Consider the following 18,992-nt stretch of genomic DNA (forward strand, 5'->3'; position numbering starts at 1 on the left):
GAGCGGTCGTTCTCGTGGCGGCCCAACGAGACCTCGTGGGCCTGTGTGCGAGCTTCGTCGACGGCGCGGCGGGCCTGTCCCCGCCGGGCAGAGATGTCGGCCGGCTCCCCGTGCGGGTGCGGGCTGGATGGGCCTGTGCAACGGGCGACCCAGGAGCGCGCGTGTTCTCGTCACTCTTGACTCCCGATGGTCGGGAGTCGCACCTCGTAGGAGACACAGATGCGCAAAGCAGTTCTCGCCGCGGCCCTGACCGCGGCGGTGTCCTTGGTCGTGCCGTCCTCGGCAGGCGCCTGGGCGGCCGGTCCGCTGCCAGCACAGGCCGTACAGGGCGGGCCCGGCCCGGGAGACAAGGGAGAACAGAGGGCGGGAGAAGACGGGCTCGCGGTGATCGGCCTGACCACCGGTCAGCGGCTGGTGGAGTTCCGTACCGGAGCGCCGTCCAAGCCCTGGCAGCTGGGCAAGGTCAACGGCCTCAAGAAGGACACCAAACTGGTGGGCATCGACTTCCGGGTGCAGAACACCAAGCTGTACGGGGTCGGCGACAAGGGCGGCATCTACACCCTGAACACCCGCAACGCGAAGGCGGCCAAGGTCTCCCAGCTGACCGTGGCGCTGGCCGGCAAGTTCTTCGGGGTCGACTTCAACCCGGCGGCCAACCGCCTGCGCGTCATCAGCGACACCGGCCAGAACCTGCGCCACAACATCGACGACCCGGCGGCCCCGCTCACCACGACCGTCGACGGCCCGCTGACGAACCCGACGATGCCCCCGTCATCGGCCAAGGGCGTGACCGGCGCGGCGTACACGAACAACGACCTCGACGCGGGCACCGCTACGGCTCTGTTCGACATCGACACGACGAACGACCGGGTCTCGCTCCAGTCGCCCGCCAACGCCGGCACCCTCGCCCCCACCGGGAACCTCGGGGTCAACGCGGGACCGAACGCCGGGTTCGACATCTACTTCTCCCACCGGGCCCGGACGAACCAGGGCTTCGCCGCACTGAGCGTCAGCGGCGCTTACCGCTTCTACGAGGTCAACGTACTGACCGGCCAGGCCGACGGCGTCGGAGCGTTCCCCCGGAACCACCAGGTCACCGATGTCGCGCTGCCCTTGAACCAGAGCTGAGCGCAGAAGGGGCGTGGTGCCGGCGCGAGGCCGGCACCACGCTCTGCCGTCGGGCTGGCTGTGCCGTTCACCAGGAGGCAGGCCCCCTGTGGGGACGGGCGCGGGCAGGGGCGCAGTGAATCAGGGCATTGGTCCTTGCCTCTTATGCCGTCGACCAGCTGCCGCCGAGGCCAGGCGGGCGGTCGCGCCGTCTTCGTCCCCCTTGGCAACAACGGCTCCAGCACAGCCCACTGCTCGTCCGTGAGATCTCCCCGCCCCATGACCACGATGAATTGCGGCTGGTCCCTCAGCCGGGCACACCGGACTGGCATGTGGACTACTTCCATGCCAGTTGGGGACCGACGACAGCAAGCGGATTCCACCGAAGTATCGGCCTCAATACGCCAGGTACGTGGACCGCAGACACCAGGCCCGCGAAGGCTGCCTCCAGGGCGAGGATCTGCGCGCTGTAGCGGCAAGCGACGGAGCAAATGACGTCCACCCTATTTCCATCCCAATCGCCATAATAGTGATCCGGTCAAGGGCGGGACGTATCCGCTTGAGGCCATTCGGATCACTGACAGCGGGAAAGCGGGAACTTATGTGCACACGAGCACTCTGGGCTGATGCAGGCGGGGCAGTTCTTGCCGGGCGGAACATGGACTGGATGGAGGAGATGGGGACGAACCTCTGGGCGTTCCCGCGTGGCATGGCCCGCGGTGACGGTCTCGACGGGTCCCTGAACTGGACATCCGCGTACGGGAGCCTGGTGGCTGGTGCACATGATCTGATGACCGTCGACGGGATCAACGACGCCGGTCTTGCGGCACATCAGCTTTTCCTCCCGGAGTCCGACTACGGCGAGCGGGACGAGAGCCGTCCGGCGCTGAGTGTGGCGGTCTGGATGCAGTACGTCCTCGACAACTTCGCGAGCGTCGCTGAGGCGGTGGAGTGGATCGAGAGTTCGCAGCTCCAGGTGGTGACGCAGAGCGACCCGTCGAGCGGCAAGTCGGTGACCCTGCACATGGCGCTGGACGACCGGTCGGGCGACTCGGCGATCGTTGAGTACCTGGACGGAACGCCGCGGGTGCACCATGACCGGGCCTACACGGTGGTCACCAACTCGCCTCCGTTCGAGGAGCAGCTCGTCCGCTTGCGGGCCATCGAGGGTCTGGGTGGCAGCGAGCCTCTGCCGGGCGGGGTCGACCCCTCGGACCGTTTCGCACGCGCGGCGTACTACCTGACGAGGCTGCCGCAGCCCGGTGGCACGACCGAGGCGGTGGCTTCGCTGCTCAGCGTGATGCGCAATGCCGCCCAGCCGTTCCGCGTGGCCGACCCGGACAAGCCCTACGCCTCGCAGACCATCTGGCGCACACTCACGGACCTGAGCAACGGCATCTACGTCTATGAGTCGACGACACGGCCGAACATCGTCTGGGCCCGCATGTCCGGACTCGACTTCTCGGAAGGCGCACCTGCGCTGAAACTCGACCTCGCTCACGACACCGGCCTCGAAGGCGGACTCGTCGGAGACGTCACCGACCGCTTTACCGAGGCGCCACCGATGCACTTTCTGCCGGCACGGTAGAACCACGCACAGAAGTATCGACGAAGCCATGTGGCCAGGTCGCTGAAATTCGAATGACCCTCAGCCGCGGCCGAAGCCTTCGCCGCCCAGCTTCTGTGGGATTCGCTGCGAAGGGTCCGTAAGCGTGGTGCCCTCGTGGTTGGGGCGACAGGCCGGGGCGAGAAAGTTCTCGGAGCCGCCGCGATTCCACTACGCAAGCGACTGTCCGTTCTCAACGTTGTGGCATCGACTTCCTTCGCTGTCGGCGGGGCCCTGTTCGTCACCGGCGCATTGCTGGCCAAGTTGACGGCCCAGGCTCAACGGCAATGCGCAGCCGTATATCTGTTTGGCGGCGTGTCGTAGGGTCCCGTCAGGGCCTGCCGGTGACCGGATTCATCCTCGGTGGCGTCGATCACCAGCCCGGTCTGCGCCACGTTGGCCAGCTTGATTGCCGCCTTGTAGCGAGCCACGAACGTTGCTTCGCAGCCAAGGCGGGCCGGGCCGTCCGCAGGTAGCTGACCTCGACGGGAACGCGTTGAGGTCGGGGCAGTTACCGCTCCCGGACGGCGTAGGTCACATGCGTCACCCTCGGGGAGGGCTCCGCCCGGACCTGCTCCAGGGCCACGCGGCCCGCGTCCACGCCCTCGAACAGGCGGATTCCGGAGCCGAACAGCACAGGTGACAGTGCGATGGAGAACTCGTCGATCAGGCCGGCGTTCACGTACTCCAGAATCGTCGCGCCGCCGCCCGCGATGCGGACGTCGCGATCGTCGGCGGCCTCGCGGGCCTGGTCGAGCGCGGACTCGATGCCGTCGTTGACGAAGTGGAACGTGGTCCCGCCCGGCAGCTCCCAGGGGTCGCGCTTCTCATGCGTCACGACGAAGACCGGAGTGTGGAACGGCGCCTCCTCCGGCCACATCTGCTCGCCGGCGTCGAACATGCGCTTGCCCATCACGCTCGCGCCGGTGCGCTCGAACGTCTCCCGCACGATGTCGTTGTCGCGCCCCTCCTCGCCGCCCCCGCCGAGCTTCAGATTCTCCCGGAAGAACCGCAGCGGGAAGACCCACCGCTGCAGTTCCATCCACTGCTGCCCCATCAGGTCCCCAAGGGACTCAGGCGCGATGAAACCGTCCAGCGACATCGACACGCTGAAGAACACCTTCCCGGCCATCAGCCCTCAGCTCCCTGCTGAACGATCTCGGTGACATAGGCAGCCAGGTTGCTCAGGGTCTGCCGGCCGGCCTCGATCGCGTGGTACTTCTCGACCGCCTCGTCGCGCTGCTCCTTGGTGGGGAACACCGTGTGCATCTCGATCCGCGTCGCCGCACCGTCGGGCTCGAACGTCAGGACCGACTCGAATGCGTTCGGGTCGTCGCGGGTCTCACCGTGGAGCATCACGATCCGCTCCGGCGGGGCGAGCTCGGTCCAGGAGATCCACTCCTGGTAGTCCGTCCCGTCCGGTCCGTGCATCACGAAGTCCCACTCCCCGCCGACGCGGAACTCGAACGCCCGCGTGGTGGTGGTGAACCCCTCCGGCCCCCACCAGTGCGACAGGTGCCGCACCTCGGTGAACGCCTGGAACACCAGCTCCCGTGGGGCGTCGATGATCCGGGAGATGACGGTCTCGCGGTCGGCTGTCGCCGACTGCGCCGGCGTTCCTTGTCCTGCCGTGCTCATCAGCTACTCCGCTTCCCTCGTCTGCTTCAGGTCCTGCACGTAGGCGTCCAACCGGCCGAAGCTCTCGTTCCAGAACTGCTCGAAACCGCCCGTCCATTCGTGGACGGGCCGCAACCCGCCCGCGTCAAGGCCGTACAGGCGCTGCTTGCCTTCCTTGCGGTCCCGCACCAGTCCGACCTCCCGGAGCACCCGCAGGTGTTTGGACGCCCCCGGCTGGGTCATCCCCAACTCCTGGGCCAACTCGGTCACCGACCGCTCGCCCGCCCGCAGCAGCACCAGGATCTCCCGGCGCTGCGGCTCGGCGATCGCGTTGAAGACGTCCGACGTCGTCGCTGCTCGTGCCATGAGGCGATCGTATGCCCATATCGGCATACGTCAAGCGGGGGAGTCGGGCGGGTCATGTCAGATGACGATCGTGACCCTTGTCAGGGATTGCGGAAACCGAGCGATGAGGATCCCTGCGATCGGCACGACTGACCTGGTCCAGGCGGAAACTGTCACGCTTCGTGTTCACAGAAGTGAGTAGTTTCGAGAGAGCACGGCCCCTCGTCGCCCAGTGACCTGGACCGGCAACCGAGGAGGCGGTTCGAGGTGCCGTCTGCTTCTATGGAGGAGATGGCATGTGGTGGTAGTGAGGCTGCCCGAGCTGGGCCCGGTAAACGGCCGGACGGTTCGCGCTGAGGCTCCATCCACCAGCCGGTTCGGCAGACATGCAGAGCCGCGGGCTTGAAACTGACGGCCCGCCCTCCCCGCAGGAGGAGACCTCCGTGAAGATCCCCCGCATCTCCCGTGCCGTGATAGCCGGTACTGCCGTAGTGGTACTGCCCGTCTCTCTGGGTGTCATGGCGCCACAGGCGTCTGCCCAGACAGCGACGCAAGATCCGTACGGTCCTGCCTGTGCGTCCGTCCCCAAGGAGGGCAAGGGCAGTCTCGCCGGGATGGCGAAGGATCCGGTCGCAACCGCCGCGTCCAACAACCCGGAACTGTCGACTCTGGTCGCGGCGGTGAAGAAGGCCGGTCTAGTCGACACCCTGAACAACGCGGAGAACATCACCGTCTTCGCGCCGAGCAACGACGCGTTCGCCAAGATCCCGAAGGCGGACCTCGACAAGCTCCTCGCGGACAAGGCGGAACTGACCAAGGTCCTCACCTACCACGTGGTGGGGGAGAAGATTACCCAGCAGCAGCTGGAGAAGGGGTCGTTCAAGACCCTGGAGGGCGGCACCCTGACCACCGTCGGCTCTGGCGAATCGTTCACGGTCAACGACTCGGCGAAGATCGTCTGCGGGAACGTTCCCACCGCCAACGCGACCGTCAACATCATCGACACCGTCCTCACCCCGAAGTAGGCCCCCGGGGAACGCCGACGCCTGGCGGGCCCGCATCCGCCTGGATGCGGGCCCGCCCGACGTCGGAACGCATGCCGACGCCACTGCAAGCCGCGTCCTCAGCGGGACTGGGGGCGCGGTGACCAGTCCTCCCGCGAACGGGATACACCTGGGTCGCTTCCGCTCTGCGGGGAGCGACTGTGGCGGGTGCCTCCGACCGCATCGGTGACTCCGTGTCGTGCATTCGGGTGGCATACCATCGGGCCAGCCCGGCAGGGAGGGCGAAACAGGCACAGTTGGTCTGGACTCCGGGGTGTGACGACATCTGCGAAACTCTGGGTCCGTCTGCCTCTGGGGGCGCTGAGCGGCCTGCTTGCCGGGTTCGCGGCTCTCGCGGTCGCTGAGTTGGTCTCCGCCGCGGTCCGCCCGCAGGCGGGGCCTCTTACGGCGGTGGGCGGGGCGGCCATCGACCGTACGCCGACACCGGTCAAGGACTGGGCGATCCGCCACTTCGGCGAGGACGACAAACTGGTTCTGCAGCTCGGCATCCTCGCCACGCTGGCCGCGCTGGCCATCGTCCTGGGAGTGGTGGCACTCCGGTTCCGGCGGGCCGGTGCCGCAGGGGTCCTGATCTTCGGGGTGATCGGTGCAGCCGCCGCGCTGACCCGGCCGGACTCGTCGGGGTTCACCGACGCGCTCCCCTCGGTGGTGGGCGCTGTGGTGGCGGCGGGGCTGCTCTACTACCTCGTCGGGCGGCTCACCCAACCTCCTCGTGCCGACAGGACCACGGCGGACGCGGACTCAGACCGTGGAGCGGGCTGGGACCGGCGTGGGTTCGTCATCGGCGCGTCTGCGGCGGCGGTTGCGTCCCTCGGTGTGGGAGCACTCGGTCGCTATCTCACCGGTAACGCGTCGCAGGCGGCGGTGGAGTCCCGGAACGCGGTGCGGCTGCCCGCCCCGGCTTCGCCGGCGCCTCCGCTGCCGCCCGGCACTCAGCTCGAGGTTCCGGGGATCAGCCGCTTCACCACGTCGAACAAGGCGTTCTACCGTGTCGACACGGCGCTGGTGGTGCCGAAGGTGGACGCGGACACCTGGCGGCTGCGCATCCACGGCAGGGGCGTCGCCCGCCCGGTCACCCTCACCTTCGAGGACCTGATGGGGCGTGAACTGATCGAGCGGGACATCACCTTGACCTGTGTGTCCAACGAGGTGGGCGGCCCCTACGTCGGTAACGCGCGGTGGCTGGGTGTCCGGCTGTCCGACCTGCTGACCGAAGCGGGCGTCAGGCCCCCGTCGAAGGGCGGTCCCGCAGATCAGCTCGTTGCGCGCTCCGTGGACGGTATGACGCTGGGCTCCCCGGTGGAGGCCGCTATGGACGGGCGTGACGCGATGCTGGCGGTGGGGATGAACGGGCAGCCGCTGCCCTTCACGCACGGTTTCCCGGTCCGCATGCTCATTCCGGGGCTGTACGGATACGTCTCCGCCTGCAAGTGGATCGAGGACATCGAGCTCACGACGTTCGACGACTACGACCCGTACTGGGTCAAGCGCTCATGGGCCCGCCGGGCACCGATCAAGACGCAGTCCCGGATCGATGTTCCCAAACCGCTGTCCCGGTCCAAGGCCGGGACGGTGATGGTCGCCGGGGTGGCATGGGCCCAGCACCGCGGTATCGACCGCGTTCAGGTGAGGGTGGACGACGGCCCCTGGCGGGACGCCGGCCTCGCGGCGGAGGCGAACATCGACACCTGGCGCCAGTGGTCCTTCCCGTGGGAGGCGACCCCCGGCAGTCACACGCTGACCGTCCGCGCCACCGAACGCGGCGGCGAGGTACAGACGGAGAAGCGGACAGGCACGGTCCCCGACGGTGCCAGCGGCTGGCCGTCCGTCGTCGTCACCATCGACTGACCCGCAGCGCCGCTGGGGCTCCCTGAGCGGGGGAGATGCGCGCAACACTCGCCCACATGCTGACGAGCAGGTCGGAGCCGCAGGGCCTGGCACCGGCCCTGAAGCCTGGACCCTCGTTGCCGCACGGCACCGGGTCCCGTCACCGGCGAGGGCGCCAGAGGCGGAATCGGCCGGCCGTACACCGGCGAACGATCGACCTGCTCTTCCCGGTCAGACGTCGCACAGCCATGACCGGGGCAGCTATTGGGAAGAATTCCTCGGGAGCGTGGTGGAGACCGACCATCGGGCCACTCGCGCGGGAAAGGACTCTACGAACGCGGTCGCGGCGTACTTGGGATTGGCCGAACGTACCGCCTGCCAAAAGGACCTGTGACACCGCGACGGACCGGCGCACGACACCAGCTCTCATGGTCACCCAGCTCACCGGTCAGCTTTCAACCAAGGCTCCAGAAGGGTGCATTACCACTCCGGCGAGGCGGGGCACTCCGGCGTGCGGCGGGGAATCGGTAAGAGTTCGTGTTGCCCGACAGTCGTTACGTCTTTCGAGAGGGACACTCATGCTTCGTCGTATCGCGTTCACCCTGGCCACTGTCGCCGCCGCCGGATTCGTAGCCGCTGCCCCCGCCGCCGCCAACGACTGGGAGGGCGGCAAGGCCGGCGGCGGCTACCAGCACGTCGAAGGGCACAAGGCGAGCGCGGAATACCTGAACCTCGGCGGCCCGTACGGCATCACCTACGCCAAGGAGAAGAAGGCCCACTTCGAGGCCGAGCGCGGCTACTTCTACACCCAGTACCTGCACGGCCGCTAGAACGCACCGCGTGCAGGGCCTGCTCCTCGGGGGGCGGGCCCTGCACGCGTGAGCAGCGGGGAACTCGCCGGGTTCCGGGAGGAGGGCTGCCGTGGGGCGCCCCAGGAGTGACGCCCCACGGCAGCTGTTCCTCACAGGCCGTCACCGCGAGGAACCGGTACGGCGGCCATCGTCGATGGCGCCGCAGTGCGCGGTGCTCCTTCCCAAGCAACCGCGCACAGGCTATTCGCCATGGGACGGGCGGTGGATTGGTCCGCGGGAGGATTCCCCACCGGTTGGCCCAACCCTCCAGCCCGCGGCCGAGGCCCGGCACCGAGGATTCGCCGGACCGGTCGGCGAGTAGAGACCCTGGGAACACGGTGGGAGGGTGCAGCATGAGGTCATGACGATTCAGCCTCGTGCTTTCGCCCATGTGCGTCTCACCGTCACCGATATCGAGCGTTCCCGCGCCTTCTACGACGCAGTCTTCGGGCTGCCGGTGGCCTTCGATCTCCCTCCCGACGCCGACAAGGAAACCCGTGAGCAGCTTTCATTCCTTTTCGGTGGGGTGATCTATCAGCTCGGGGACTCCCTCTTCGGTCTGCGGCCCGTCGCCTCGGACCGCTTCGACGAGGACCGGGTGGGCCTGGACCACGTCAGCTTCGCCGTGGACGGCCGGGAGGACCTGGAGCGGGCATCGAGCCACCTTGACCAGCTCGGGGTGGCTCACGAGGGGATCAAGGACATCGGAGCCGGATACATCCTGGAGTTCCGCGACCCCGACCACATCGCCCTGGAGCTCTTCGCATCGGGAAGTTGACCTCCGGCGCTCAGGGACAGGCGTTTCCTCAACTACGGCTGCCTCCCTCGTCGAGGCTCGCGTAGACGACGAGGTTGTCCCGGTACTCACCGCGGCTGCGGTCGTAGGCGCCCGAGCAGGTGATCAGGTGCAGGGAGGGCGGGCCGCTGGTCGGGTAGACCTGGCTGTCGGGGAAGGCGTCCTTCCCGTACTGGCGTAGCGCCCGGATCGTGAAGGTGATGGTGGACCGGTCGTCCCGCATCAGCGTGACCTTGTCGCCCGGGTCGAGCATGGACAGTCCGTGGAAGGCTCCGGGGCCGGTGGCGGAGTCGACATGGCCGACGACGACCGTCGCGCCGGGGGAGCCGGGGCGGGGCCCGTCGCTCCACCACCCTATGCTTGCGGCTTCGTCGGGGACGCCGAGGCGGCCGTCCTGCTGGACGCGAAGGCCGGTCAGAGGCTGGTCGAGCCCGATGGCCGGTATGCGGATGCGGACCGGTGGTGCGGGCGTCCGGCCGGCCGAGGTGGCGGCCTGGCCGGATCCGGTGTGAAGCGGCAGGCTGCCTCTGTCTATTCGTTCCGGTGCCTGCCCGGGGCCGGCGCCGGTTCCCAGGGTGGCGAAGCCGATGCAGGCAAGGGCTGCCCCGACGGCTACGGCCATCGCTCCAGCGGCTCGCCGCCGGCCGGCGGTTCGCCGTGGTCGCGGGCTGCGGGTGGCCCGGTCACGGCCTGGTCGCCCGACCCGCCATCGGCGGGTCGGGCGACCAGGAAGCAAGGGGTTGCTCATGCCTGGCCGGCGCCGTGTCGTCGGCGTAGGGCCAGCACTCCGGCCATCGCCAGGAGCGCTCCGCCGCCCAGGGCGGTGACGGGCACGACGGGGAAACCGTCGCCGGAGGCGAGGCCGCCGAGGCCGGCGCCGACGCCGCCGTCGGGGTGGAGCGAGTCGGCCTGGTTGACGGCCGCGGTGTTGGGGAGCGCCACGTAGGGGAAGGTGTCGCCGGGCTCGCGGTAGGGGGTGTCGACGGCGTCGCCGGCTGCCAGGGCGGGCACGATCTTCCCGGTCTGTGCGGCGCCTTCGAGTGCCTGGAGCTCGATGTCGACGACGTCGTCGTTGAGCCGGCGGCCGTTGGGGAAGCCGGCCAGGTCCTCGCCGAGCACGCCGAGGCGGTTGGGCTTGGCGGCGGGCGGGACGGACATGTTCAGGCGCAGCATCTCCGCGGGAACGACCGCGGCCTTGTCGACATCCTGGTTGAGGCGCTGCGAGTTGAGGTCCGCCTTGATGGGGCCGCACTCCTTGCAGATCCCGGTGAGGAAGATCTCGACCAGGTCGTTGCGCGGGGTGGCGGGGGCCGGCACTCCGTAGATGTTCTCGATGAGCTTGGGGACGATGGGGGCCTTGACCTTGTCGACGACCGGGGTGATCGTGGCGTCCTTCTCCGGGCTGAGCGCGTTGAAGGCGTCCTTGAACTTCAGCGGCACGACGACCTCGTTGATGAGCGGGTGGCCGAGGCGGGAGACCTGCCGCCAGTCGTCGGCGTTTCCGTCCTTGGCGGGTGCCCCCTGCGCGTCCTTCGCCTTCGCGTCCTCGCTGCCCTTGCCGGCTGCGCCCGTGACGTTCGCGCCTCGGCGGTCGGTGGTGGACCACACTCCGATGACGGGGTTGCGCTTGGCGTCGCCCTTGAGCGCCAGCGTCGACTTGGGGACCTGGACGGCGAGGGTGTTGATGTTGTACCCGGCCAGCGTGTTGTGGCCGGTCTCCGAGAGGTCGCCCCCGTACAGGAGGTCGAAGATCCGCAGGTCCAGGAAGAACGGGTCGGACGCCTGGCCGGCGAAGGTCGTCCCGCCGCCCGGCAGCGGAACCACGGCCTCCTTGCGCAGTGAGGCGTAGTCGGGCATCGACGCTTTACCGACGTTCGAGGGGGCGACCGGGGAGTCCTTCAGGAGCGTCTTGGTGTTCCCGCTGCTGTCGGTGACCTTCAGGCTGTAGGTCTGCCGGAAGTTCAGGGTCTCGTCGTTCACCGACTTCACGACACCGGTGTTGTAGAGGAACTGGTCGGCGTCGTCGCGGACGTGATCGGTGAACTCCCACGTGTACGTCGTGTCCGGCTTGCCGTTGCCGTCCGCGTCGATCTTGATGTTGTAGCGGGCGTCCTCGGCGAACGGGTAGAAGTTCGGGCCGCCGTTGGGCTCCTGGAACGGAAGCCAGTTCGCCACCAGGGTGACGGTGTCGGGCTTGTCGGGACTGGTGAAGGCGTAGACGTCGGTGTTGTCGGCCCTCGGGTCTCCGGCGGTCATCGGCGCCTCACGGTGGCTGGAGGCCGTGCTGGAGGCGGGGGCGAGGCCGGTGACCGCCGCGGCGGTCAGTAGGGCGAGTGCGCCGGTGGCGGCGAGGGTGCGTTCGGCCCGGCGGGAACTTGGGCGCCGTCGGAGCATGCGGGGTGAAGGCATGGGGGATCCGTTTCCGGGTAGAGCCGCTTGCCCTCCGGAAAGTTCAGGCGGGGCGGCTGGGAGCTGGCAGTGCCACATAGGCCCGCAGGTGGTCGCTCTGAGCGACGATCGGTGCGGCAAAACTCCCATAATGTGACGCTGGGTTGCTCTCAGGTCACCACGAGGCAGGGGGCACCGCAACGGCGGCTGAGCCGAACGGGAGCGCAGCCCGTCAGGCGCTTCGCAGCAGGGAGGGACGCGGTGGGGCGCAAGCTAGGCGTAGAGGACTTCTCCGGCGGTCGCGACGGGCAGGGAACGCAGGGCGCGCACGAGGTCGGGACACGGGGCGAGGTGCGCGGCGACGACGGGATCGGCGCCTTCGAGGAAAGCGAGGTGCCGCACGGCGTGCGCCACCACGTGGCCGATCTCCAGGCCCGGAGGGGTCGGGTGGCCCGGCTCAAGCGAGCGGGCGATCACGTGCGGCTCGGGGAGCGGGATGCCGGGCTGGTCCGGGGCGGGGTCCGGGTGGACGAGGTAGGTCAGGGTGATGCCGCCCTCGCGTGTGGCATGCCAGCTGGTCGAGTGCACCATGTGTGTCTCGTCGTGTTCGCCAAGGAGTGCGAGACCCCTTGCGGCACGGTCCGGGCTCACCCCCCTGCCAAGCGCCGTGATCAGCCGACGATAGGCGAAGCCCCCGCTCGGATCGTGCCGCAGCAGCACCACTTCGACGGCGACAGGCGGCGCTTCAGGTGCTTCGGGCGGGGTGAGCGGCATCATGCACGGCTCCAACGTCGGCGGGCGGGCCCGGAGAGGAAGAATCCCTCCGTCGATCTTATTGCGCATGCCGTGCAAGTGCGCAAATCGACTGAAAAGGGCTCACCGGTAACCTCTACGCCTCCGGGCGAAAGCCGGTCTGCTGGTCGTCGGCCTCTTCTTCCCACCGCCATTGGCTGCCCTCCGCTGCGTCGCGCAGCCGGACACCGCCGGCTGCCACGGCCTCGCGCACCGCGTCGGCCAGGTCGTAGGCGCCCTCCGCGCGAAGCCTCATGCGCAGATCCAGCAGAGGTACCAGGATCCGCCCGAGGGTGTGCTCCGGTTCGCTCAGGCCGCGTCCGGCGGCTCGTGCCAGACGGCGGATCATGCCGTGCAGGACCGTACGGGCCCATTCCCCGCCCTGGTCCTCCTCCATATCGGCGCTCCACGCCGCGATCACCGACTCCAGCCCCACCGCGACATCGGCCATGGCTACGGCGTCCCGTGCCTCTTGGGCGGCGTTGAAGTGCAACTCCGCGGAGGCGACCGCCTCTTGGAGCGTGGCCGCATCGCCCGTGGCACGGTGCGTGGCGTCGGCTGCGTCATCAGCAAGGCGACGAGGCGAGGGGACCGCTGCGGACCGCGTGCCTCGCACCAGGTCACGCAGCTGCTCCAGGGGCAGCGTGGTGCCGCCGGGCACCGGGATGCTGACTTCCCGCCGTCGGATCGTCATGACACCCCGCCCCCACACACGTACCAGGGACGTGTCGAGATCGACGATGACAGCCGTGTGCTCATCGATGCCCAGGACGGCGCTCTCGTCCGGCAGTTCGTGCTCCAGGGCGGCGAGGCGGGGTTCGCCCAGGTAGCAGAAGCGGGTGTCGTGCGTGCCGCCCTCGGTGTTGTCGTAGTGCGGGATCACCGCGACCGGCAGTCCGAGCGCGCCCATCAGGTCCAGCCCGGTGAGCCACTCGGGGGGATGCCCGGCCTTGTAGACCTCGTAGACGGGCAGCGCCGCGAACCCCACCGTGCATGCCGCCGCGGAGGCCATGACCGTCACGCCGTACCCGCGGCTCACCCGCTCGCGCAGAATCCGGCCGAGGTGCAGGGCGTGCCAGCGGCCCAGTGCGTACGACGGGCTGCCGGGCCCGGAGAACACCCAGTTTGCCCTGCGCACCTGGTCGCGTACCTTGTCCGCGTCGCTGTTGCCGGAGAGTCCGTCGTCGTGCGCGTCCGGAGCGACGATGGTCGCAAGGCCCACCGAGCGTCGGAAGTACTCCCGGGCACGGGCCGAGATGTCGTCGCGGTTGACCTGAAAACCGTACGGCGTCTCCAGGATCACCGCATCGGCGTCGCGGTCGAGGTGGGCGGTGACCTCCCGGTGCAGCGTGACCATGGTCGGGCTGGTCTCGCCGGAGCCCATCAGAACCAGAAGTCCGTGTCCAGCGTTCACGCTCACCCCGCCGCCTCCGCTCAGGGTGAGCAGACCTCCTATGCGTACCCGGGGCCCATCCGCTCCATACCGCCGCCCAGTTCGGGGACGGCCGTCGATTGCCGCGTGCGAGGAGGAGGGCTTCCGGACCCGTTAGCCGTTCCCGGTCGCCGCCCGCAGGGTCAGGCCGAGGCCGACAGCGACGACGAGGAGCGAGGTGACGACGGGCCCGGTCCGCGCCAGCTTGCGGAGCAGGGGGTTGTGGCGGAGGGTCCGGGCCCGGTCATGGCTCTCGATGCGTTCGCGCAGGCGTACGAGGAGGAGTCCGGCGAGGGTGAGGGTGGCGGCCATGCCGAGTCCGTAGCCGATGACGAGGAGCACGCCGAAGGCGGTCCGCCCGAGGGCGACGGCGCCGAGGAGCACGACGAGGGCGGAGGGGCTGGGGACGAGGCCGCCGGCGATGCCCATGCCGATGAGGCCGGACCTGCTCGTACTCCGGGTCTTCCCGGGGGCTGTTGACATGGCTGACGGGTGGTGTTCGTGATCCGGTGGAGCGAGTGTCGCGACCCCGGGGGTCGCCCCGAGTTCCCCGGCCGACGCGCTGTCGGGCACCGGGACCGGTGGGACCGGCCCGTGGCGATGCGGACGGCCGGGCCCGTGGTCGTGGTCGTGAGGGTGGTCATGGTCGTGGCCGACGTCACCGTGGCCGTGGCCGTGTCCGTGGTGGTGGCTGTGGCTCGGTCCGTGGTGATGGTGGTTGTGTTGCGGCCTGCCCCGGACGGCTCCGAGGAGAAGCCAGAGGCCGATGCCGGTGACGAGGAGCCCGCTGGCGGCTCCGAGCCAGATCAGGACAGTCTCTCCGGCCAGGTGGGTGGAGACGGGCAGGGCGAGTCCGAGGACGAGGACGCCGGCCGTGTGCGTCAGGGTCACGGTGGCCCCCACGGTGAGAGCGTCCCGCCTGGTGCCGCGGCGGCCCGCGAGGTAGGCGGCCATGATGGTCTTGCCGTGGCCGGGCATCGCCGCGTGGGATGCCCCGAGGACGAGCGCCAGGAACAGCGCGAGCAGGCCCACAGGCAGGGTGATCTCGCGGGCCCCGACGAGCGAGTCGAAGACCCCGGTGACTTTTGCGAGCACTCCGCTGATCGCATCCGCGCCGGGCAGGTCCGCCACCACCGCAGGGACGGCGGCCGTGCCCTGACCGGGCTCGCTGCGCAGTGCTGCCGAGCGCTGGTCGAGCGGGGAGGCGAGGGGGTCCTGCGGGTACTGGCGCAGCTCGCGGGTGGTGGAGGTCGCCGGTACGTCGGTCTGGGTGAGCCTGACCTTTTGGCCGCTGGCGGTCATCTCGTGCCAGCCGATGCGCGTGGTGTCGTAATCCGTTGTGGCTCGGATGTCGGCAGGCTCGGAGAGGTCGGCCGGGGTGCTCAGCCGGCAGGTGAGACGGCTGGTCTTCAGCCCCGCTTCCCCGTTCTCATACACCAGAGTTGCCGAGGACTGCTTCCACTGCGCTCGTGTGCTGCCCATGCTCAGGCGGAGCTGCCCGCTCAGGCCGGAACAGCTCTTCTCTGCGTAGTCGCTCGACTCTCTGTCGCTGACCGTGCCGTCGTGGTCGGAGTCGACGGCGGGTCGTTCCTGGAGGGCTGAGATCTCCGCGCGGTCGACGACGATCCGGGCGTCGATCCGGTCGGGCCGAAGGACGAGGCCCGTGTGGTAGTTGACGCTGAAGTTGCCGAGGGGGTGCGCTGCGGCGGCTGGGGCTGTGGCCCCGCTCGCGACGGCGGTCAGGGCGGTGGCGGCCAGGGTGGTGAGGGCTCGGCGCAGGGTGTGGTTCACGGTGTGGTGTCGATTCGCTGGAGCAGGTCGCGGGCGGCGTCGGCGTGCAGGGGGTGGAAGCCCGGCTCGCGGAGCGCTTCGGTCAGGTCGCGGCGGGCAGCTTCGGGATCGCCCAGCGCGTTGTGTACGGCGGCCCGGTGGTAGCGGAACAGTGCGCTGCGCGTTCCCAGGACCAGGGCCTTGTCGGCCTGGATGAGTGCTTCGGCATCCCGGCCGGCCAGGTGCAGGGCCCAGGCGTAGGCGTCGTGGACGGCGACGAAGGGGCGGGTGCGCAGGGTCTGTTCGGCCATGGTGACGGCGCGCTCCGGGTTGCCGTGATCGGCTTCGAAGAGAATCGCGTCCGTGTCCGCCGGGTCGCCCGCGGCTTCCCGGATCCGGTCCTGGGCTCGCAGGAGGGTGTACTGCTCCTCGGCCTGTTCCCGGTGGCCCAGGGACTGTTCGAGTTCGCCCAGGCCCAGCAGGTAGTGCGGCAGAGGAGCGACGGCGATGGCCGCCCGGTAATCGGCGAGGGCCTTGGTGGTGTCGCCCAGGGCCGTATGAGCGCGGGCGCTGGTCTCCAGAAGCGCCGAATCGCCCGGGGCGGCCCTGAGCCCGGTCTGCGTCCGGGCCAGGGCGGCTCGCGGGTCGGCGTCCTGGAGGTCCAGGGTTGCCAGGACGTTGTGGGCGAACGCGGTGTCGGCCCGGGTGGCCGCTGCCGCCAGGGACCGGCGCATGAGGGCGCGGGCCCGGTCGGTGTCCCCCTTCAGCTCGAAGGCGTAGGAGGCGCGGGCGAGGGATGCGGCGTCCGGGCGCAGGTCCGTCATCTTCTGGACGGCCTCGTCGGCTTCCTCGTAGCGGCCCAACTGGGTGTACGCGTCGGCCAGGACTCCGTGCGCGGTGGAGCTGTAGGGGCTGCTGGTCGTGGCCTTGCGGGCCCAGCGCAACGCGGCGGGGAAGTCGTGGCGTGCCGCGGCCAGGGCACCCATGCCGATCTCGGCGTCCGTGTTGTCTTTGGCCTGCACCCTGAGCGAGGAACGCAGCGCCTTCTCGGCGCGGTCGTAGGTGGCGGGGTCCGCGGTGGAACGGGCCTGCTGGACGTAAGCCATGCCCAGGGCGGCCCAGCCCCCCGGATCCTTCGGCAGGCGGGTCACTCGGGCCTGGAGGGCCTCGATCGACCCACGTGATGGAGAACCCGCTGATCGGCCCTGACCCGACGGGCGGGAAACGGTGGTCTGATCGGGCGTCAGCATGATCGCGCCGGCGGCGAACATCGCCGCGCCCAAGGCCAGGGTGACCGCGATGTTCCGCAGCCGCCGACGGCCGCGTGAGGGGGATGGCGGTGGCGTGGACGTGGGTGCGGTGTGGTCCGGGTGCACGAAGAGATCCTCCCGAATGTTCGATGCCGCGGTGCCCGGGGCGGCTTCTCGGCCCGGCCCCGGGCACCGTGTTCGACGTCAGTCGCCGGCCGGCGGCCGGTTCAGCTGTCCTTGCCGCGACGGCGGAGGCGGAAGCCGCCGACGCCGAGAAGGAGCGCGCCGACTCCGGCGAGCGCCGCGGCCTGGGTGGTCTTGGTCACCGGGCTCGCCGTGGTGTTCTCCGTCGAGGCCTGCTCGGCGTTGCGGCCGGCCGCGTCGGGGCCGCGGTTCACGTTCTTGGTGTGCGGCAGCGCGACGTAGGGGAACGAGGCGCCGAACGGGACCTCGTTGGCGTCGACCTTGTCGCCGTCCGCGAGCTCGGGGACGAGAACGCCGGTCTGGGCGGCGCCCTCGACGGCCTGGAGCGAGATGTCGACGACGTCGTCGGCGAGGCGGCGTCCGTTCGGGAAGCCGGCCAGGTCACCCGCCAGGACACCGAGGCGCTGGGGCTTGGCGGTGGGCGGCACCGCCATGTTCAGGCGGAGCTCCTCGGCCGGGACGATCTTCCTGAGCGTCGCGTCCTTGTTGAGGCGGTGTGCGTTCAGATCTGCCTTGATCGGACCGCAGACCTTGCAGATGCCCGTCAGATAGATCTCGGCGAGGTCGTTACGGGGCGTCGCGGGGGCGGGGATGCCGTAGACCTGCTGGATGAGCTTGGGCAGGATCGGGTCGTACACCTTGTCGACGACGGGCTGGACCGTACGGTCCTGGCTCGGGTTGAGGGTGTTGAAGGCGTCCTTGAACTTCAGTGGGACGACGACCTCGTTGACCAGCGGGTTGCCGAGGCGGGAGACCTGCTTCCACTGCTTTGCGCCGCCCTTGCCCTTCTGGTCGCGGGAGTCGGTGACGGTGACGCCCGCGCGGTCGGTGGTCGACCACACTCCGACGACCGGGTTGCGGGAGGCGTTGCCCTTGAGGGCGAGCTGCTTCTTGGGGACCTGGATGGCGATGGTGTTGACGTTGTAGCCGGCCAGGGTGTCCTGCCCCCGCTCGCTCAGGTCGCCGCCGTAGAGGAGGTCGAAGACGCGCAGGTCGGCGAAGAACGGGTCCTCGGCCTGGCCCGTGTACGTCTTGCCGCCGCCCGGCAGGCCGAAGGTCGCCTGCTTGCGCAATGCCGCGTAGTCGGGCATCGACGCCTTGCCCGTGCGGGACGGGGCGGCCGGCACGCCCGACAGGAGCGTCCGGCTCTTTCCTCCGGTCGTGACGACCAGGTCGTAGACCTGGCGGAAGTTCAGGTCCGGGTCGTTCAGCGAGGTGACCTGGCCGGTGTTGTAGAGGAACTGGTTCGCGTCATCGCGGTAGCTGCCGCGGAAGCGCCAGCTGTAGGTGACGTCGGCGACGCCGTCACCGTTGTTGTCGATCTTGATGTTGTAGCGCAGGTCGTCGCCGAACGCGTAGAAGTTCGGACCGCCGTTGGGCTCCTCCATCGGGATCCAGTTCGCCACCATCGTGACGGTGTCGGCCTTGTCCGGGCTGGTGAACGCGTACACGTCGGTGTTGTCCGCCCGCGGGTCCCCGGCGATGAGGGGCGCCTCGCGGTGGCTGGAGGCCGCGCTCAGACCCGGGGCGAGGGTCATCGCTCCGAGTCCTGCGGCCAGGGTGGTGGCACCGAGCACGAGCAGGGACTGGTCCAGGACGCGTCGCGAACGGGGCCTGGCCTGGGAAAGCTTCACGGCATTCCTTCTGTCTGCTGACCCCCCGCCAGGCATGCGTCGGGGCATGCGGAAGCGAGAGGTGGGCTGATGGGGATAGCGTTCGGCGCCGCAGCGGGAGATTTGCGCACCGAGCGGTCTGGCAGGCAAGGGGCCGATCGACGGGGCGGCTCGAAACGCGGGCCCGCCTGCACCCAAAAACTGCGCAGCCGTAGACAAGCACGCCGAAACCACGTCCCGTGCACACCCCGGCCGACTCCGCAGGGCGGCCGAGCGGCCCACGAAGGGTGAACAGGCCGGTGGGAGCGGCAATTCAGCCAAGCGAACACC

The 18,992-nt window shown here is 69.4% G+C and carries 17 protein-coding genes; 6 read left to right on the forward strand and 11 right to left on the reverse strand.

What is annotated here, in order from left to right; translation table 11 throughout:
* The first annotated feature begins 219 nt into the window (after positions 1-219).
* Both ACH4UK_RS30810 and ACH4UK_RS30815 read left to right on the forward strand, forming a co-directional pair.
* Complete coding sequence (locus ACH4UK_RS30810) at positions 220-1,128, forward strand: DUF4394 domain-containing protein (RefSeq protein ID WP_398361553.1); 909 nt, start codon at positions 220-222, stop codon at positions 1,126-1,128.
* Between the two features lie 580 nt (positions 1,129-1,708).
* Positions 1,709-2,695, forward strand: a complete 987-nt coding sequence (locus tag ACH4UK_RS30815; RefSeq protein WP_398361555.1) for a linear amide C-N hydrolase — start codon at positions 1,709-1,711, stop codon at positions 2,693-2,695.
* A 296-nt stretch (positions 2,696-2,991) separates the two neighbouring features.
* Here the strand turns inward: ACH4UK_RS30815 and ACH4UK_RS30820 are convergent, their stop codons facing one another.
* The 4 genes from ACH4UK_RS30820 to ACH4UK_RS30835 all read right to left on the reverse strand — a co-directional run bounded on the left by ACH4UK_RS30820 (position 2,992) and on the right by ACH4UK_RS30835 (position 4,696).
* The gene (locus ACH4UK_RS30820) at positions 2,992-3,144 is read right to left on the reverse strand and encodes a hypothetical protein (protein WP_398361556.1); all 153 of its coding nucleotides are present in this window, start codon (positions 3,142-3,144) and stop codon (positions 2,992-2,994) included.
* An 80-nt stretch (positions 3,145-3,224) separates the two neighbouring features.
* Entirely contained in the window at positions 3,225-3,845 is a 621-nt protein-coding gene (locus ACH4UK_RS30825; protein WP_398361557.1) for a dihydrofolate reductase family protein, read from the reverse strand.
* Positions 3,845-4,351 (reverse strand): SRPBCC family protein, encoded by a 507-nt coding sequence (locus tag ACH4UK_RS30830; protein ID WP_398361559.1) that lies wholly within the window; start codon positions 4,349-4,351, stop codon positions 3,845-3,847. Before ACH4UK_RS30830 ends, ACH4UK_RS30825 begins: the two co-directional genes overlap by 1 nt.
* Positions 4,352-4,354: 3 nt before the next feature.
* The gene (locus ACH4UK_RS30835; RefSeq protein ID WP_398361562.1) at positions 4,355-4,696 is read right to left on the reverse strand and encodes an ArsR/SmtB family transcription factor; all 342 of its coding nucleotides are present in this window, start codon (positions 4,694-4,696) and stop codon (positions 4,355-4,357) included.
* Between the two features lie 422 nt (positions 4,697-5,118).
* On the opposite strand from ACH4UK_RS30835, the gene ACH4UK_RS30840 reads away from it, so the two are divergent.
* The 4 genes from ACH4UK_RS30840 to ACH4UK_RS30855 all read left to right on the forward strand — a co-directional run bounded on the left by ACH4UK_RS30840 (position 5,119) and on the right by ACH4UK_RS30855 (position 9,195).
* Positions 5,119-5,700: a fasciclin domain-containing protein gene (locus tag ACH4UK_RS30840; RefSeq protein WP_398361563.1), complete on the forward strand. Its 582-nt coding sequence runs from the start codon at positions 5,119-5,121 to the stop codon at positions 5,698-5,700.
* A gap of 294 nt (positions 5,701-5,994) precedes the next feature.
* The gene (locus ACH4UK_RS30845) at positions 5,995-7,587 is read left to right on the forward strand and encodes a molybdopterin-dependent oxidoreductase (RefSeq protein ID WP_398361565.1); all 1,593 of its coding nucleotides are present in this window, start codon (positions 5,995-5,997) and stop codon (positions 7,585-7,587) included.
* 557 nt (positions 7,588-8,144) lie between these two features.
* On the forward strand, positions 8,145-8,396 hold the full coding sequence (locus tag ACH4UK_RS30850; RefSeq protein WP_260823510.1) for a hypothetical protein: 252 nt from the start codon (positions 8,145-8,147) through the stop codon (positions 8,394-8,396).
* A 382-nt stretch (positions 8,397-8,778) separates the two neighbouring features.
* Positions 8,779-9,195, forward strand: coding sequence for a VOC family protein (locus ACH4UK_RS30855; RefSeq protein WP_398361567.1), 417 nt, complete (start codon positions 8,779-8,781; stop codon positions 9,193-9,195).
* Positions 9,196-9,223: 28 nt separating this feature from the next.
* Here ACH4UK_RS30855 and ACH4UK_RS30860 read toward each other — a convergent pair whose 3' ends face one another.
* The 7 genes from ACH4UK_RS30860 to ACH4UK_RS30890 form a co-directional block, all read right to left on the reverse strand.
* On the reverse strand, positions 9,224-9,835 hold the full coding sequence (locus ACH4UK_RS30860) for a class F sortase (protein ID WP_398361569.1): 612 nt from the start codon (positions 9,833-9,835) through the stop codon (positions 9,224-9,226).
* Between the two features lie 122 nt (positions 9,836-9,957).
* A complete protein-coding gene (locus ACH4UK_RS30865; RefSeq protein ID WP_398361571.1) occupies positions 9,958-11,622 on the reverse strand; it encodes a DUF4331 domain-containing protein in 1,665 nt (554 codons plus the stop codon).
* A gap of 252 nt (positions 11,623-11,874) precedes the next feature.
* Positions 11,875-12,192, reverse strand: coding sequence for a hypothetical protein (locus tag ACH4UK_RS30870; RefSeq protein ID WP_398361573.1), 318 nt, complete (start codon positions 12,190-12,192; stop codon positions 11,875-11,877).
* A 298-nt stretch (positions 12,193-12,490) separates the two neighbouring features.
* The gene (locus tag ACH4UK_RS30875; RefSeq protein WP_398361574.1) at positions 12,491-13,813 is read right to left on the reverse strand and encodes a hypothetical protein; all 1,323 of its coding nucleotides are present in this window, start codon (positions 13,811-13,813) and stop codon (positions 12,491-12,493) included.
* Positions 13,814-13,939: 126 nt separating this feature from the next.
* Positions 13,940-15,616, reverse strand: coding sequence for a nickel/cobalt transporter (locus ACH4UK_RS30880; protein WP_398361576.1), 1,677 nt, complete (start codon positions 15,614-15,616; stop codon positions 13,940-13,942).
* The gene (locus tag ACH4UK_RS30885) at positions 15,613-16,971 is read right to left on the reverse strand and encodes a tetratricopeptide repeat protein (RefSeq protein ID WP_398361578.1); all 1,359 of its coding nucleotides are present in this window, start codon (positions 16,969-16,971) and stop codon (positions 15,613-15,615) included. The genes ACH4UK_RS30880 and ACH4UK_RS30885 overlap by 4 nt, the downstream gene beginning before the upstream one ends.
* A gap of 101 nt (positions 16,972-17,072) precedes the next feature.
* Positions 17,073-18,683 (reverse strand): DUF4331 domain-containing protein, encoded by a 1,611-nt coding sequence (locus ACH4UK_RS30890; RefSeq protein WP_398361580.1) that lies wholly within the window; start codon positions 18,681-18,683, stop codon positions 17,073-17,075.
* Between the last annotated feature and the right edge of the window lie 309 nt (positions 18,684-18,992).

The organism is Streptomyces sp. NPDC020884 (assembly GCF_044333935.1).
In the GTDB taxonomy this organism is placed as follows: domain Bacteria; phylum Actinomycetota; class Actinomycetes; order Streptomycetales; family Streptomycetaceae; genus Streptomyces.

What these genes read in the sequence shown, in the direction of transcription:
- ACH4UK_RS30865 (WP_398361571.1), bottom strand. Translation starts at nt 11,622, where the DNA reads ATGCCTTCACCCCGCATGCTCCGACGGCGCCCAAGTTCCCGCCGGGCC.
- ACH4UK_RS30835 (WP_398361562.1), bottom strand. Translation starts at nt 4,696, where the DNA reads ATGGCACGAGCAGCGACGACGTCGGACGTCTTCAACGCGATCGCCGAG.
- ACH4UK_RS30855 (WP_398361567.1), top strand. Translation starts at nt 8,779, where the DNA reads ATGACGATTCAGCCTCGTGCTTTCGCCCATGTGCGTCTCACCGTCACC.
- ACH4UK_RS30815 (WP_398361555.1), top strand. Translation starts at nt 1,709, where the DNA reads ATGTGCACACGAGCACTCTGGGCTGATGCAGGCGGGGCAGTTCTTGCC.
- ACH4UK_RS30830 (WP_398361559.1), bottom strand. Translation starts at nt 4,351, where the DNA reads ATGAGCACGGCAGGACAAGGAACGCCGGCGCAGTCGGCGACAGCCGAC.
- ACH4UK_RS30850 (WP_260823510.1), top strand. Translation starts at nt 8,145, where the DNA reads ATGCTTCGTCGTATCGCGTTCACCCTGGCCACTGTCGCCGCCGCCGGA.
- ACH4UK_RS30825 (WP_398361557.1), bottom strand. Translation starts at nt 3,845, where the DNA reads ATGGCCGGGAAGGTGTTCTTCAGCGTGTCGATGTCGCTGGACGGTTTC.
- ACH4UK_RS30860 (WP_398361569.1), bottom strand. Translation starts at nt 9,835, where the DNA reads ATGGCCGTAGCCGTCGGGGCAGCCCTTGCCTGCATCGGCTTCGCCACC.
- ACH4UK_RS30870 (WP_398361573.1), bottom strand. Translation starts at nt 12,192, where the DNA reads ATGGTGCACTCGACCAGCTGGCATGCCACACGCGAGGGCGGCATCACC.
- ACH4UK_RS30810 (WP_398361553.1), top strand. Translation starts at nt 220, where the DNA reads ATGCGCAAAGCAGTTCTCGCCGCGGCCCTGACCGCGGCGGTGTCCTTG.